This is a genomic window from Paraburkholderia solisilvae (genome assembly GCF_902859875.1).
Classification (GTDB): Bacteria; Pseudomonadota; Gammaproteobacteria; order Burkholderiales; family Burkholderiaceae; genus Paraburkholderia; species Paraburkholderia solisilvae.
Genome location: NZ_CADIKF010000037.1, coordinates 1 through 14,637 on the forward strand (window position 1 = coordinate 1; position 14,637 = coordinate 14,637).

15 protein-coding genes are annotated in these 14,637 nt (G+C 58.6%); 10 read left to right on the forward strand and 5 right to left on the reverse strand.

All coding sequences use genetic code 11. The features are described 5' to 3' along the window. Positions 1-199 precede the first annotated feature (199 nt). Both HV675_RS21360 and HV675_RS21365 read left to right on the forward strand, forming a co-directional pair. On the forward strand, positions 200-1,405 hold the full coding sequence (locus HV675_RS21360) for an SAM-dependent methyltransferase (protein WP_175113091.1): 1,206 nt from the start codon (positions 200-202) through the stop codon (positions 1,403-1,405). Positions 1,406-1,888: 483 nt separating this feature from the next. After that, positions 1,889-2,470: an NADPH-dependent FMN reductase gene (locus HV675_RS21365; RefSeq protein ID WP_246270454.1), complete on the forward strand. Its 582-nt coding sequence runs from the start codon at positions 1,889-1,891 to the stop codon at positions 2,468-2,470. A gap of 66 nt (positions 2,471-2,536) precedes the next feature. Here the strand turns inward: HV675_RS21365 and HV675_RS32985 are convergent, their stop codons facing one another. Both HV675_RS32985 and HV675_RS21375 read right to left on the reverse strand, forming a co-directional pair. Beyond that, positions 2,537-2,878 carry a SymE family type I addiction module toxin gene (locus tag HV675_RS32985; RefSeq protein ID WP_377700536.1) on the reverse strand — a complete coding sequence of 114 codons (342 nt, stop codon included), beginning with the start codon at positions 2,876-2,878 and terminating at the stop codon, positions 2,537-2,539. A gap of 142 nt (positions 2,879-3,020) precedes the next feature. Next, a complete protein-coding gene (locus tag HV675_RS21375) occupies positions 3,021-3,731 on the reverse strand; it encodes a hypothetical protein (protein WP_175113093.1) in 711 nt (236 codons plus the stop codon). A 514-nt stretch (positions 3,732-4,245) separates the two neighbouring features. Here HV675_RS21375 and HV675_RS32570 point away from each other — a divergent pair. The 7 genes from HV675_RS32570 (at position 4,246) to maiA (ending at position 11,657) form a co-directional block, all read left to right on the forward strand. Beyond that, entirely contained in the window at positions 4,246-4,605 is a 360-nt protein-coding gene (locus HV675_RS32570) for a YdcF family protein (RefSeq protein ID WP_246270455.1), read from the forward strand. A 348-nt stretch (positions 4,606-4,953) separates the two neighbouring features. Further along, complete coding sequence (locus HV675_RS21385) at positions 4,954-6,357, forward strand: KamA family radical SAM protein (protein ID WP_175113094.1); 1,404 nt, start codon at positions 4,954-4,956, stop codon at positions 6,355-6,357. After that, positions 6,354-7,238, forward strand: a complete 885-nt coding sequence (locus tag HV675_RS21390) for an N-acyl homoserine lactonase family protein (protein ID WP_175113095.1) — start codon at positions 6,354-6,356, stop codon at positions 7,236-7,238. Before HV675_RS21385 ends, HV675_RS21390 begins: the two co-directional genes overlap by 4 nt. 10 nt (positions 7,239-7,248) lie before the next feature. Continuing rightward, complete coding sequence (locus tag HV675_RS21395) at positions 7,249-9,129, forward strand: FAD/NAD(P)-binding protein (RefSeq protein WP_175113096.1); 1,881 nt, start codon at positions 7,249-7,251, stop codon at positions 9,127-9,129. Then, positions 9,126-9,728 (forward strand): cupin domain-containing protein, encoded by a 603-nt coding sequence (locus HV675_RS21400; protein ID WP_175113097.1) that lies wholly within the window; start codon positions 9,126-9,128, stop codon positions 9,726-9,728. The genes HV675_RS21395 and HV675_RS21400 overlap by 4 nt, the downstream gene beginning before the upstream one ends. 19 nt (positions 9,729-9,747) lie before the next feature. Continuing rightward, positions 9,748-11,010 (forward strand): MFS transporter, encoded by a 1,263-nt coding sequence (locus tag HV675_RS21405; protein WP_175113098.1) that lies wholly within the window; start codon positions 9,748-9,750, stop codon positions 11,008-11,010. Then, on the forward strand, positions 11,007-11,657 hold the full coding sequence (gene maiA / locus HV675_RS21410) for a maleylacetoacetate isomerase (RefSeq protein ID WP_175113099.1): 651 nt from the start codon (positions 11,007-11,009) through the stop codon (positions 11,655-11,657). Before HV675_RS21405 ends, maiA begins: the two co-directional genes overlap by 4 nt. Before the next feature lie 47 nt (positions 11,658-11,704). On the opposite strand, the gene HV675_RS21415 is transcribed toward maiA, so the two are convergent. Further along, positions 11,705-12,424, reverse strand: coding sequence for an alpha/beta hydrolase (locus tag HV675_RS21415; protein WP_175113100.1), 720 nt, complete (start codon positions 12,422-12,424; stop codon positions 11,705-11,707). Then, on the reverse strand, positions 12,425-12,736 hold the full coding sequence (locus HV675_RS21420; RefSeq protein ID WP_175113101.1) for a hypothetical protein: 312 nt from the start codon (positions 12,734-12,736) through the stop codon (positions 12,425-12,427). Between the two features lie 152 nt (positions 12,737-12,888). Here HV675_RS21420 and HV675_RS21425 point away from each other — a divergent pair, with 152 nt between their 5' ends. Further along, entirely contained in the window at positions 12,889-13,743 is an 855-nt protein-coding gene (locus HV675_RS21425) for a LysR family transcriptional regulator (protein ID WP_175113102.1), read from the forward strand. Between the two features lie 63 nt (positions 13,744-13,806). Here HV675_RS21425 and HV675_RS32235 read toward each other — a convergent pair whose 3' ends face one another. Further along, complete coding sequence (locus HV675_RS32235) at positions 13,807-14,574, reverse strand: carboxymuconolactone decarboxylase family protein (RefSeq protein ID WP_217478196.1); 768 nt, start codon at positions 14,572-14,574, stop codon at positions 13,807-13,809. Positions 14,575-14,637: the final 63 nt, after the last annotated feature.

Here is a 14,637-nt window from a genome sequence, read left to right on the forward strand (position 1 = left end):
CCTGCACCATGCGCACTGCACGTTCGCGGACTTCAGCAGAAAACTTGTTCGACTTGTTCATGGCTCCATTCTCTCAAAAGTTGGAGCCTCCACCAAATCCGGGGCGGTTCAAGGCTCGATGTTATTCGGGCCGGTGGACGGTACGGCTATGGACCGACGGGGCGTTCATCGATAGCAATCCAATAAGGAGCAAACAAAAGTGCTGTGGGAAAGAAAGCTAGCGCAATGGGTTAAAGAAGTCCGAACCGAAGCCGACATACCCGTCCGTCTCAAACTCTGGAATGGCCAACATTACGACTTCGGAGGTTTTGCAACTCCGCGTGTCACACTGAAAGTAAATGGCGCAAGCGCATTACCATACCTATTAAACCCAGACCTAAGCAACCTCGGCGAAGCTTACGTAAAAGGCAAGATCGACGTAGACGGCAAGCTCACCGACATAATCGAGTACGCCTACTCTCTCGCCAAAGACACCAGCTCCCGCGCAAGCGCAGGCTTACTAGCCAAACTGCGCAACTTCTACGCTCACACCCGAGCGGAAGACAAAAAGTCAGTCCAAGCCCACTACGACGTCTCAAACGACTTCTACAAGCTGTGGCTCGACGAGAACATGCTTTATTCGTGCGCCTACTTCGAAACCGGCACCGAAGACCTAAATACAGCCCAGCTAAAAAAACTCGACCACATCCTGACTAAAATCCGCGTCCAGCCAGGCCAGAGCCTGCTCGACATCGGCTGCGGCTGGGGTTCCCTGGTCATCCGCGCAGCCGAAAAATTCGGCGCCCAATGCGTTGGCGTCACGCTATCGCAAAACCAATTCGACCTTGCAACAGCCCGAGTCAAAGCAGCCGGCTTGGAAAACAGCATCGAAATCCGCTTACAGGACTATCGCGACGTAAAAGGAACCTTCGACCGTGTCACCAGCGTCGGGATGTACGAGCACGTCGGCCGCGACCACCTGGTCGCCTACTTCGCCAAAATCCGCGACTTGCTCACAGACGATGGCGTCGCGATGAATCACGGCATCACGCTATCCGATCCGGACGCGGCGGAAACGGCGGCCGGTCGGTTTATCGACCGATACGTCTTCCCCGATGGCGATCTGCCGCATGTGAGTCGCGCGCTGCACGCGATGCAGGGCGGCGGCCTCGAGGCGCTCGACGTCGAGAATCTGCGACACCACTATGCCCGCACGCTCGACTTCTGGGCCGACAACTTCGAAGCGCGTGCGCAGGAAGCAAAAGCACTCGTGTCCGACGAGAAATTTCGCATCTGGCGCGTCTATCTCGCGGGCTGCGCCTATGCGTTCCGTCGCGACGACATGGCGCTTTATCAGGTGGTGTGCTGCAAGAGCGGCCGCAACTCTCCAAACCTCCCGTGGTCGCGCCGATACATGTACGAGTAACGTGTGCACCTGCGAGTTTGCGCACCGCTCATGAAGATCGCGTCGGCGGCCTAATGCGTCGGCGCCCTCTCATCAGCGATTCGCTAACGACAACTTTCACCGACCTTCGTATCACCGTCCGTCGTCATATCAGCAATACGCCGACGGGCGGCCGACAGTCGCGACGATCGCTCATCGCTTCCCAGTCACAGCAATCCACAGCGAACGTCGCGCATACCGAAAGTGGGCTATGCGCCCTTACCAAGCGCACGGCTCAACGCCAACATGAAAGCTCTTGAATCGCATTTGCGATGCCAAGCCACTACGCTTACGCCACGCATCGAGACTTCCCCCAGGAGTGCCAATCAGTCTGGAATAAAGCCATTCGATCGGCGTTCTTGAGACGTCGCCCAGTAAACGTGCCGCAATGTTGGACAGATCAAAATCTACGCGCACGGTAGCAACTTGCTGGGCTCTTCCTGCCCTTACTTTAGGAATGCAATCGTGACTAGAATTTCTGTAATCGTCGGCAGCGTACGTCCACAACGCTTCGCCGAGAAGCCGGCTAACTGGATAGCCGAACATCTGCGAAAGCACTCAGCGGTCGATACCCGTATTCTCGATCTGGCTGACTTTCCGATGCCGATGTACGACGACCCTCTCCCGCCTGCGTATCCCGGTCGGGCGCCTTTCACCAACGAGGTCGTCATTCGCTGGACCGCCGAGATCGCCGCATCCGACGGTTTCGTGATCGTGACGCCCGAATACAACCATGGCTATCCGCCCGTGTTGAAGAATGCGCTCGACTGGGTCTACGCCGAATGGAGTCGCAAGCCAGTGGCCTTCGTAGCCTATGGCGAGGTCGAAGGGGCACGAAGCGTCGTGCACCTCAGGGATGTGGTGGCGACCCTCGGCATGGCTTCAATCAAGAGGGATGTGCAACTTCCGTTTTCCGCGTTGATGGCCCACTATCGAGCTGGCGATGTCGCCGCCGAGCTGGCAAAGTTCGACAATGCCGCCACCACCATGGTCGACGATCTCCTTTGGTGGACCAACGCCCTGAAAGAAGCACGTGACAAAACCTGATTGAGGCGCTGACTCTGACGACAAAGCCCGAGGTCGACAAGGACGTTCGGGCTTTGTATCGTCACGCTACCGACGCTGAGAAGCAGACTGCGCGTGATCAAGTTCCTGGGTTGCGGGCGTAATCACCAGCTTCCCCTTCTGAACCTCCACCCGAACCTTGCTGGAAATCGGAAACCCCGCCTCGTTTAGCCATCGCCCCGACAGACGAATCCAGGGCGCAGGCGGATAATCCTCCTTCTCCCACGACGTATAAGGATAGTCGTGTGGTCGAGCCCACGGTTGACGTAGTCGCGATACCGTCAAGTAACGAACCGAAGTGCCTTCTGCTGTTTTATGATTGGCATTAGCCATGGTCAACTCCCGTTTTGAGTTGGTTGTGGTCAGCGGGTCGTATGGGTGGCAGCCCATGCGGCCCGCGCTTCTTCTCCTTCCACTTCTCCTTGTTGCGCCAGATCGTGCTCTCGCGTCGATCCGTTATAGTTAGTGATCCAACGTATTCTCCGTGAATGCGGAGCAAGATGCAATATGGGTGATGGGTGGCTCGTCGGGCCTAGTCGCGGTCCTCGACAGAGAACCGGAATGGTATTTCCGGTTCGGTGAATCGCAGCCGGATTTCGTCGTCGGTTTTTGAGAAGTGTCGATGTTCAAACGTGTAGTACGACAGCAATAGGCCCACGCGAGCCTCGTGTTTGTCGTCGTACAGGTAGCTGCTCTTCGGAAAAGCTATCTTGCCGGCTTTATTCTCCACGACAGCACGGCATGACGAAAGCAAACCGGGCAATTGAAGAAAGGTTGCTTTGCTTTTTGGAGCAAGCGGATCGACGAGTAGATATATTTGCGTATAGCGACCTGCCTCGCCGGATCCGCTACCGTTACCTTGCAAGCAAAGGAGCGCTGGACGGCCATTGGTGCTGGAAGCCTGGAATACGTTAGCGGATTGTGGATAGATAGACGACGGGTGTTCTCCAGGAAAGGTGGTGGCGTTGGCAAACCGATACGTCTTGCCATTTACCGTGATGCGGTCTTCCCAGACCCAGATGCGCAGAGATTTCCCGTCCAAACGGGATTGAAGTTCTGCGAAAACGCCCGGCTTACCTCGGATGGAATACACGACGTCCGAATCGGACTTGATCGGGGCGGCGAACATGGTGTGAGGTTGTGTGGCATAGAACGGGTCGTAGTCTTCGTAGAAGGTAACTGCGAAAACGTTGCGCGCGAAAAAAATCGCCACAACCGCGGCATACCTGACCATATTCTTCATTCGTAGCGGCCAAAGATGTGGATGCTGGCGATGCGGCCAGCCATAACAACGATCGCTCTCAAGCCGATGAAGTCTTTAGCGCTTGCTAGAGAATGTCCAGCGAGCGATTCGAATTTTGACAAAACATAACAAACTGGATGAAGCGGGCAACATGGTTTAGGCGACGCGTTAAGTAAATTCCGCAAGCGTCACGTCGATCGGCCTGAAATTCAGAATGCCATGGCATCCGAAATGATCTTGACGTCTTTCTAAAACGGATCAAACATGCGGTCTGCTGCGAACGACGCACGTGTATATCCAGACAACCGTGAGGATTGGTTTTGAAGCTTTTGAAGTTTGTTGTGTGCGCGTGGCTATTCGTCAGCATTACCTTGACCGTCACCGGTCTGCTGACTCGGCCACAAGTCTCAGACGTCGCTATCGTGTTGGGGAACACCGTGCACCAGGAGGGAAATCCACCACCTCGTCTAGCGGCGAGACTAAACCGTGCCAAACGGTACTACGAAGAACGCCAATGCAAAATCATCTTCGTGAGCGGTGGCACCGGCGCCTCGGGCGTAAACGAAGCCATGTCGATGCGGCGTGGCTCGTCAACGCAGGCATTCCAGCGAACAGCATCATCGTCGACACAGAGGGCAACGACACATGGGCGACGGCGCAACATGCCAGCAACTGGATGCGGAAACATCGCCTATCTAGCGCGATGGTCGTCACGCAGTACTTCCATGTCCCGCGGACCATGTTGGCGCTGAAGCGCTTTGGCGTGTCTGAAGTCAACGGCGCTTATCCGCCTTTCCTGGAAGGCCGTGACGCTTATTCGATCGTGCGTGAAGCACCCGCCTTTCTTTGGTACGCAGTGCGCCCCTTTCCTTGACACGCCCGTGTTCCGCCGTTCGCGGCGAGTTGCTATTCGTACAGCCCATTGGCTCATTGGCTGTCGCTCAATGTCTCACTCCTTCTTGTTCTAACTTCCCCTTCTCAATTTGCATATTCACCATGGGTTCGTTGCATTTCATCAATTGAGAAATAGCGCGGACGAATCACATTAATAACGAACTAGTAGTGTTCAAAGCAGCCAGCTGACTGTAGCTTTGCAACGCTAATTAACTCTTTATCGCCGGCGCAATCGAAAATTAGAACGCCGTCCGCTTGGTTGCTTATATTGCCATCATCGCAATTTTTCATCTATTTCACTTGGCCGTAATAATCCAGGAGTTGAGAAATGCTGAACGATGCAACACTGAAATTCAAGCCGTACACGCGCCAGACGATCCAGCAGGCTCCGGAATGGTCCAAGCTTTCCCGCGAGCAGCAGGAGGCGGTCGACATCGTCGGCCGCGTGTTGCCGTTTCGTGTGAACCCGTATGTGTTAAGCGAACTGATCGATTGGGATCGCGTTCCGGATGACCCTATCTACCGTCTGACTTTTCCGCATCGGGAAATGCTGACGGAAACGGAATATAGCCAGCTTCAAAAGCTGGTGGTCGACGAAAATAAGAAGCACGAGGTGGATGACCTTATCAGATCAATCCGCCTTAGAATGAATCCCCATCCGGCGGGGCAATTGACACATAACGTTCCTCATCTCGACGGCATACCGCTTCCTGGTATGCAACACAAGTACCGGGAGACGGTTCTATTTTTCCCGAGCGCCGGACAGTCTTGCCATGCTTATTGCACGTTCTGTTTTCGCTGGCCGCAATTTGTCGGGATGGACGAATTCAAGTTCGACGCGCGTGAAACAAGCCAACTGGTCGAGTACCTGAAACGGCATCCGGAAGTAACCGATGTGCTCATTACGGGCGGCGATCCACTCGTCATGAATGCGCGGTCGCTCGCGGAATATCTGACGCCCTTACTGTCGCCCGAACTCGCTCACATTCAAAGCATCCGAATCGGCACGAAATCGGTTGCATACTGGCCGCATCGGTTCGTGTCGGACAAGGATGCTGACGATCTTTTGCGAGTCTTCGAGTCGGTGGTCGCGTCGGGGCGCAATCTGGCGCTGATGGGCCACTACAACCATCCCAACGAACTCGAGCCTGCGATCGCCCAGCAAGCGCTCCGGCGAATCCTCGGCACCGGTGCGACGGTGCGCATGCAAGCGCCGCTGATCCGACACATCAACACCGATCCGGACGAATGGGCGCGGCTGTGGACGCTTGGCGTCAAGCTCGGCGCGGTGCCTTATTACATGTTCGTCGAACGCGATACCGGCCCGAGCGAGTATTTCAAGCTACCGCTTGCCGAGGCATACGACATTTTTCAACGAGCATACCGGCAGGTGTCGGGACTTGCGCGCACAGTCCGGGGGCCGTCGATGAGCGCCTTTCCGGGCAAAGTTGTAGTCGATGGGATTGTCGAAATCCGCGGTGAGAAGGTGTTCGCGTTGCAGTTTCTGCAGGCGAGAAATCCTGAGTGGGTGCGACGACCGTTCTATGCGAAGTTTGACCCGCATGCGACGTGGCTCGACGATCTGGTGCCCGCGTTCGGCGAGTCGCGGTTTTTCTTCGAATCGGATGGCGTACCCGCGAGCGATAAACGGCGCGTTATTGCGTTGCATAGGGAGGACGCCGCTCCGTCGCGCGCGCCGGGCATGGCCGAGCAGCTCGAGGCCGCGCAATGAGCAGTCGTGCGCAACCCGACATCGAGCCCTACCACGTCTACGCGCTGCGCTACGCGACACATGAGGGTCGCAGGAGTGCCGAGAACTATCTGGGCCATGATCCGCATGGCAACCGCGGGATGCCGCTCGATTTCTACGTGTGGGTGCTGCGCAATAGCCAGCGCACCGTGCTTGTCGATACCGGCTTTAAGCGTGAACTGGCCGATAAGCGGCGCCGCAAATACTTCGCCGAGCCAACTGACCTTCTCGTCAAACTCGGCGTGGATCCGGCCGCAATCACCGACGTGGTCATCACTCACATGCACTACGATCACGCGGGAAATCTCGACGCATACCCACGCGCGCGCTTTCACGTACAGGAAAGCGAGCTTGCGTTCTGCACCGGTCGATGCATGGAGCACAACGCGTTGAGGGGACCATTTGAGGCCGCGGATGTCGCTCAAGCGGTGTTCAAACTGTTCGAAGGGCGGATCGCGTTTGTCAATGGCGATACTCCACTCTTCCCGGGCATCACCCTGCATCATGTCGGTGGCCACACGCCGGGCCTGCAGGTGGTCCGTGTCGCGACGCCGCGCGGGAATATCGTGCTGGCGAGCGACGCAGCGCATTACTGGGACAACCTGCGCGAACGCCGGCCATTTCCGATTGTGATCGATGTTGGCCGGATGCTCGACGCCCACGCCGCGATCGAGCGTCTTGCCGACGGACCCGACCACATCATCCCGGGCCATGATCCCCTCGTGCGCGCCACGTTCCCAACGCTTGCCGGCGAACCGAACATCGTCGCGTTGCACGAATCTCCCGTCGCCGTTCCGCGCTCGGCCAGCGATGGTGCCGATGCCCCCTTCGTCACCGACGAAGCAGCGTTGGGTTCACATTGAGGAGAGTTCAATGACCGCCACGAACATTACCGTGATCGGCCTCGGCCCGCGCGGAATAAGTGTGCTTGAGCGGATACTCAGGCACGTCGAGCGGCTTCCGGAAGAGGCGCGACTGCATATCGATGTGATCGACCCTGGGGAGGCCGGGCAAGGCTCGCACCCCGAGCGGCAGCCCGATCACCTGCTGATCAATACCATCGCATCTCAGGTGACAATGTTTGCACCCGATAGCGTTGGAGGGGGGGCCAGTTTGCCGACGCTCGTCGAGTGGGCGACGGCGAACGGCTATCGGCGTTTCGGGAGGCGCTTTTTTCGCGTCGGTGACGGATCGGGTGCTGCAATAACGGAATTTGACTACCTGCCGCGCTGCCTCCTGGGAGAATATCTGTCCTGGGTGTATGACTTCGTGACGCGCCAATTGCCGGACCGCGTGACAATTTCCCATCACCGCACCCGCGCGCAGGATGTCGTCCCGGACGGCGACGGTTTCCAGGTGCACCTCGCCAATGGATACGTCGCGCGGGCCGACTATGTGTTCCTGACGATGGGGCACGGCCGCCGGCGACCGACCGGCGATGACCAGCTTGCAGCCGCGTTCGTGGAGCAGCACGTGAACCGCAATCCGGCGCTTGCATTTTTTGGTTCGCCCTACCCGGTCAACACTCTGTCCACAATCTCGACCCGCTCGACGGTGGCGATTCAGGGCTTTGGTCTCACTGCGCATGATGTCATCTCCGAACTGACCGTCGGTCGAGGCGGCCGATTTATTGGACCGGAGGACGCCCTTCGCTACGAGCCGTCCGGGCGCGAACCGAAGTTGCTGATTTTCTCGCGAAATTGCTTACCGTTCGCCGCGCGTGGCGTCAACCAGAAAGGCCTGACGGGTCGTCATCATGCGCATTTCTTTACGCCTGACGCTGTACGGCGACTGGCCGACGAGGCCACTATTGCGAAGGGTGATCGGCGCGTCGACTTTCGCGCGGACGTGCTGCCGTTGATCATCGCCGAGATGGCTTATGCGTACCGGTGCGCGGCATCGCGGACGGCGGTCGACCCCACTACGTTCGTCCCGACAATCGACGAGACGCGAACGATCGAAGCGATTCTGTGGCCGCTCGAGGACCGTCAATTCGCATCGCACGCAGAGTTCCAGGCGTTCTTTGATGAGCGTTTCGGAGATGATTTATCGCACGCGTTTCTTGGCAACTTGTCGAGCCCCGTGAAGGCCGCGACGGACGTCTTGCGAGACGCTCGCGAAGCATTGCGAACCGCAATCGAGTATGGCGCTGCAACGCCTGAGTCGCACCAATTCTTCTGTGAAGAATTCAACGCTATCACTAACCGGATCTCGTTCGGTCCGCCAAAGCAGCGCAACGTCGAATTCAACGCGCTGCGCGCGGCGGGTGTCCTCGAACTCGGAGGCGGCCCCGGCGCACGCGTGCACGGTGACCACGATCGCGCACGCTTCAGGATCGACACGCCCTATAAGGATGGCGAGACACATCGTTTCGCCGATGTATTGATTGCCGCGAGGCTCGATGCATGGTCCCCGCACACGGATGATTCGCCGCTAACCGCGAATCTTCTCGACCGGGGACTGATCCGGCCGTATAAAAACGGCGACTATCACCCTGGTGGTCTCGACATCGATCGACAACTGCGGCCGATCGGACGCGACGGTATTGCGCACCCGCGCATCTGGGCAATTGGATTTCCGGTCGAGGACGCGCATTTTTACACGCACGCCCTGCCGCGTCCGCAGATCGCATCGCGTCAGACGGCCGACGCCGAATGCTGCGCGCTTCAGTTGCTTGACGCCATTGCGCAACGCCGGCCGGCGTTTACCCCCCGTACCGAGACGAGCACCGATGATCTGGAGGCGACGGCATGAGCGCGATCCACGAGCGCAATCAGCATCCAGCGGCGAAATCGAAATCGGCCGTGACGCACGACGGCGGCCTGATTCCGTTTGCGCACTACCTCAGCATTGCTTCGCGCACGCCGCCTCGACCCGCGCACTGGTCGGCAAAAGCGATTGCCGACGCGACCGGGCGATTTCCGCACGGTGAGCGCGGCACCGCAGCGTTGGTGCCGTGTGAAGAGGGCTTTGGAGACCCAGGCAGCGTCGAAGCAGCGCCAGGTATCTCGCTGACACTACAGATAGTCGAGCCTCAGCAAGGCACCCGTCCTCATCGGCACGCGTTCTGGCATTTGTATCTGGTCGTAGCTGGCGACGGAGTCGGACACGTCGCCAGCGAGGGTGACAGGCATGACGCGGCCGCGTATTCCCTCGTAGCAGGAGATGTGCTGTACGTGCCGGCCTGGGCGACACACAGTTTCGTCAATCCGGATTCGACCACGCCACTGATGCTATACGCCCTGCAGAATCTACCGCAATTGGCGGCGTTGGGCACGCTGGTCCGCGAAGCACCAGACGGCGGAATCGAGCACGTGTATCGTGTGTCGTCCGGCGAGTTTCATTCATTGTGATTATCTGAGGGAGCTTTGTGTGAATCCGTCTCAAGCCGAGAGTCGTCTCAGCACAGCGGCGCTGTACACGACCGTGTTTCTGCCATTCGCGTTTGGACACTACGTATCGTTCGTATTCCGTTCGATCAACGCCGTGCTCGCGCCGTATCTCGTCGATGCATTCCAGTTCAGCGCGGCGCAGCTTGGCCTGTTGTCCAGTGCATATTTCGTGTCGTTCGGCATTGCCCAGCTCCCGGTCGGGATGGCGCTCGACCGCTACGGGCCGCGCCGCGTGCAGCTCGTGTTGCTCGGCCTCGCGTCGGCCGGCTCGCTGCTGTTCGCCGCGGGTAACGGCTTTTGGCCGCTCTTCGCCGCCCGCGTGCTGACCGGCGTAGGCCTGTCGGCCTGCTTCATGGGGGCGATCAAAGCGCTGTCATATTGGGTCGAGACGCACAAGCTGCCGTCAATCCATGGGTATCTGCTCGCGGCGGGCGGACTCGGCGCGATGTCGGCGACGCTGCCGGTTGAGCTCGCCGTGCAGCATATCGGCTGGCGTGTACTGTTCGTCGTGCTCGCCGGCATCATACTTATTCCAGCGCTCGCCATTTTCTTTGTCACGCCACGAGAACCGCTCGCGCACCGCGTCGCGCGCTGGCCGACCTTAGCCTCGCTGATCGAGGTCTATCGCAACCCCGCATTTCGACGCACGATCTCACTGCTGCTGCCGGCGCACGCGGTCGCGTTCGGGCTGCAAGGGTTGTGGATGGGGCAATGGCTGCAGGACGTCGGTGGACGCAGCACGCAAGACATCGCGGCGCTGCTGTTTGTCGGTATGGGAGCGATCGTGGTCGGCTCGCTTTCCATCGGCAATATCACGGAATGGGCGGGACGACGGTTTGGCGCAAAGCCGCTCGATGTCGCGGGCGTAGGTGTCGGGCTGTTTCTACTCGTGCAACTGCTGGCAGTCTTGAACATCGTCGCGTGGATTCCGGCACTGACCATAGCCTTCACGCTGATCGGTACCATTGCGGGCCTGGAGTATACGATCGTCGCTCAGAGTGTTCCGCCTGCATTGACGGGCCGCGCCGCAACTTGCCTTAACCTGCTGATCTTCTCCGGCGCGTTCATCGTGCAAAGCGGCTTTGGTTTCGTCATCAGCGCATGGAAGCCGGATGCCGCTCGCCACTATCCGGCCGTCGCCTATCAGACGGCCTTCGCTATCGCGATAGCGTTTCAACTTCCGGGGTTTGTCGGTTGGCTGCTGCGCGCCGCGACGCGTCGCTCGAGGCAGGAGGCCGTATGACGACACTGCATGGCTTCTATCGTTCATCGGCATCATTCCGCGTGCGGATCGCACTGAACCTGAAGGACATCTCCTACGACACAAGGTCGTACGACATTCCATCCCTCAAGCATCAAGATCCGGCTTATGTCGCGATCAATCCCCAAGGGTTGCTTCCCACGCTTGCAATCGACGGCTATCTGCTTACCCAGTCGCTGGCGATCATCGACTATCTGGAGACGACGCGCCCGACACCGCCGCTCTACCCAGCGGATTCAGCAGGTCGGGCGCGCGTCCTGAGTCTGGCCATGAACATCGGCGCGGATATCCATCCGTTGGGTGTAGCGCGTACCGTGCGCTATCTGCGCAATACCGCTGGACTCGACGAGTCGCAGTCGACCCAGTGGCAACGGCACTGGATAGAAAACGGCTTCACTGCACTCGAGGCGAGCTTGCGCAGAGGCTCGGAAGGCCGTTTCAGTCATGGCGATAGTCCCAGCGTCGCCGATCTTTTTATCGTGCCTCAGGTATTCACAGCGCGGCGTCTAGGTGTGCATGTGGAGCGATATCCAACGATTGCCTCTATCGTCGAAGCATGCTTGATGTTGCCGGCTTTTCAGAAGGCGCTTCCGGACCAGCAGCCGGATAGTCAGCAGAATGTGCCCTGACATGACCTGCATATCCGCCTCGCCATCCGGTACCTGGAGTCGCCGTATCAACAGATAGGCATTCGGCCCATGATGATGCAGTCGGCAAGGCGGTCGCACAGGGCGGCATCGCGTTGCGACTGCGCGATAACGTGGTGGTCCTGTCCTGTTAGATCGACGATGCGTTTTCGGCAGGCGCTCCGCGCATGATGTTCGATCAAGTCCGCGACGGAATGTGGGATCACATGATCATTGGTCGCTCTCACGATGGTGAGCGAACCGGTGAACGACTCGATCGCCGTAAGTGCGTCGGACTGGCGCCAGCTCTCTGGCTGTCGGATCACGTCTGAAAAGGCTTGACCGAAAGGCACCTCAAAAGCGTTGCGATGGTAGATGGCGGCTGCCAGCAGCACCAGATGTACCTTGGCATCGCGTAGGGTTGCGGCGAGGCGGATGGCGATCTCGCCGCTCATGCTGTTGCCGACGACAGTGTGCACAGGATCCGGTAGCCAGCGTAATACCGCTTCAGCCTCGACCAGGCGCCTGGCTAATGATCCCGGGCTGTTGTTGCTGCTTTCGCCATGACCTGAGAAATCGAAAGCGGCACTGCTAAAGCCGCGTTTTGCGAGGCTTACGCGCAACGGAGTAAAGCCAGAGCGCCAGGCTGCAGCGCCGTGCAGAAGCAAGGTGCCGACGCGGCCGTCAGGTGTCATCCTGTCGAGCGCGAGCGATTCTGGCGGGACATTGAGCAGTTGGCGGTAGGGTTGGAATCGCGCGCAGGGCGACATTCAATATTCCGCCAGCTTTCCGGATGCTGGTTCAACGTGGAGCAGCGCATCAAGGATCTGAATGCGCGGTGGCGACCCGTACATCGTTTGCACCATCTGCCGGTATTCCGCGCCATGCCAGCGCTCGGCTGCTTCTCTATCTTTCCAGATGTAGACTCCGCCGCCCAGTGCGCGCTCCGGGTCAAAGAAATAGTACTTCTGTATCAAGTCGGGATTCGTTAGCCATTTTTCAGCCGTCTTTCTATACAGCGCGAGTACGGCTTCTCGCGTGATGTCCGGCGGCAAGTCGAAGAAGACAAGTTCAGTAATCACAAGCGGCTCCTTAACGATGGACCGACGCAGCCCGTTTCATGACTTCTGATTGGATAAATCGCCCACGAATAGCTTGCATGCTAACGCCATTGTTACTTAACAGACAGTTATGCTAGGATATTTCAATCATAATTAACCATTATTAATAGACCATGCGTGACTATCTGGATGTTTCGGCAGTCGAGGCGTTCGTGCTGGTAGCCGATCTGCGAAGCTTCACGCGCGCAGGAGAGGCGCTAGGATTTTCACAGGCGGGAATTAGTATGAAACTGCGCCGCCTTGAGACGTCGCTTGGCCGGAGGCTGCTGGTGCGCACGCCGCGTCGGGTACGTCTAACGGAGGAGGGTGATGCGTTCTTGCCGCGTGCCCGAGCTTTGCTGGGCGCACACGAGCTCGCTGTTTCTTCCGCCGGGCAGCCCACCCGGCGGCTGACATTGGGCATTAGCGAACACGTGGCGGGGCCGGAGTTGCCAGACATTCTGGCCAAGGTCAAATCGTACGACTCGGGCCTGTTGATACAGGTACGAGTCGACTCTTCCGCCACACTGATTGACGCCTTTGAGCGCGACGAACTGGATGTAGCAGTCGTGCGGCGTCAGCGCCGGCGACATGACGATGACGTATTGTTTCCCGATAGCTACGGTTGGTTTGGCACATTGAAATACGAGACGCTGTCATTGCCGCTGCCGTTGGTCAGCGTTGAGGAGGCATGCGGCGTTCGTTCGATCGCGACACGCTTGTTGACGCAAGCGAAGATCGAATGGCTCGATGCGTTTATCGGGGGCGGGATGGGAGCTGTGCTGGCCGCTGTCAGCGCGGGTATAGGCGTTGCGCCGCTGCCGAGACGGCTTGCTACGACAGGGCTGATCGATGTTGGCGATCGATTTGGATTGCCACCGTTGCCTAAAGCCGACGTGGTGATGCTCTCTCATCCGACGCACGCTCAGACAACGGCGACTCTGCGAGTGTTAGGTGCGGCATTCCGCAGCAGTGTCGCCGAAGAATGACTAGCGGTCATCTGCGTGCCTGACGCGCGAGAACCGACACTTAACGGTTCAAAGTTAGGCCGGCTAGGGCTGAGTAACTACCGAGCGAAACGCATCGTGTTGCCACGGTGCCGGGAACGGAGGAGTCACTCCTGTGGGCAAGGGCGTTCGAGCGACATTGAGTTCTTGAGCGAGCAGACTGAAATAGCTGTCGATGCCGACGAGATCCACAAGACCCTGTTCGCCGAATCGCGAAGTGGCGCGTGCAAAGGTCGCATCGCTGACGTTGTGGTCGCGATGAAGTTCGCTAAGCACGTCGTAGACTATCGCTTCGTCCGCGCTCATGTCGGAAGGGCGCTGCCGATTCGCCAGTGCCTGGACGATCGAAGGTGCCACGCCAGCGCGCAGCGCAATCGGCTCGTGGATGTACCACACATAAGGCGATTCCATCGCGCGGCCCGATATAAGGACGGCAAATTCACGCAGTTTGGGCGGGAGGTTCGCGTGGAAACGCAGGTACTCTCCTAGCAATTGCGCGCGCGTGAGGAGCTCTGGGCTGCGTAGCAGGACATCGAACGGTCCGAAGATGCAGCCGCGTGGACCGGCAGCAATGCGCGCTGCCGCCTCTCGTTGCGCGGCGGTCATTTTATCTTGCGTAAGCCGCGGCATTCGTTCCGCCGCAGCATCGCGCTTCGCCACGCCGGTGTTGCTGCATTGACTTGACCAGCTCAGCGCGTCGCTGGGAGATGACTGCGTCGCCCAACTGACGCATGCCGTGCATGTCAGCGCGAAGGCAGCGCCAAGACGCATATATCGAGAACGTAACCGCGCAAATCGAAGCGTCGTCGCCATGAAAGCCATTGTTTGTCAGGGGACCGCTACGTTAGCAGCCGCGGCGAGTTATTTCCAGAGCGT

Excerpts from the sequence above, each read along its gene's own strand:
- HV675_RS32985 (WP_377700536.1), bottom strand. The coding sequence starts at position 2,878 with ATGGGCTGCCACCCATACGACCCGCTGACCACAACCAACTCAAAACGG.
- HV675_RS21375 (WP_175113093.1), bottom strand. The coding sequence starts at position 3,731 with ATGAAGAATATGGTCAGGTATGCCGCGGTTGTGGCGATTTTTTTCGCG.
- HV675_RS32570 (WP_246270455.1), top strand. The coding sequence starts at position 4,246 with ATGCAAAATCATCTTCGTGAGCGGTGGCACCGGCGCCTCGGGCGTAAA.
- HV675_RS21385 (WP_175113094.1), top strand. The coding sequence starts at position 4,954 with ATGCTGAACGATGCAACACTGAAATTCAAGCCGTACACGCGCCAGACG.
- HV675_RS21390 (WP_175113095.1), top strand. The coding sequence starts at position 6,354 with ATGAGCAGTCGTGCGCAACCCGACATCGAGCCCTACCACGTCTACGCG.
- HV675_RS21395 (WP_175113096.1), top strand. The coding sequence starts at position 7,249 with ATGACCGCCACGAACATTACCGTGATCGGCCTCGGCCCGCGCGGAATA.
- HV675_RS21400 (WP_175113097.1), top strand. The coding sequence starts at position 9,126 with ATGAGCGCGATCCACGAGCGCAATCAGCATCCAGCGGCGAAATCGAAA.
- maiA (WP_175113099.1), top strand. The coding sequence starts at position 11,007 with ATGACGACACTGCATGGCTTCTATCGTTCATCGGCATCATTCCGCGTG.
- HV675_RS21415 (WP_175113100.1), bottom strand. The coding sequence starts at position 12,424 with ATGTCGCCCTGCGCGCGATTCCAACCCTACCGCCAACTGCTCAATGTC.
- HV675_RS21425 (WP_175113102.1), top strand. The coding sequence starts at position 12,889 with ATGCGTGACTATCTGGATGTTTCGGCAGTCGAGGCGTTCGTGCTGGTA.
- HV675_RS32235 (WP_217478196.1), bottom strand. The coding sequence starts at position 14,574 with ATGGCGACGACGCTTCGATTTGCGCGGTTACGTTCTCGATATATGCGT.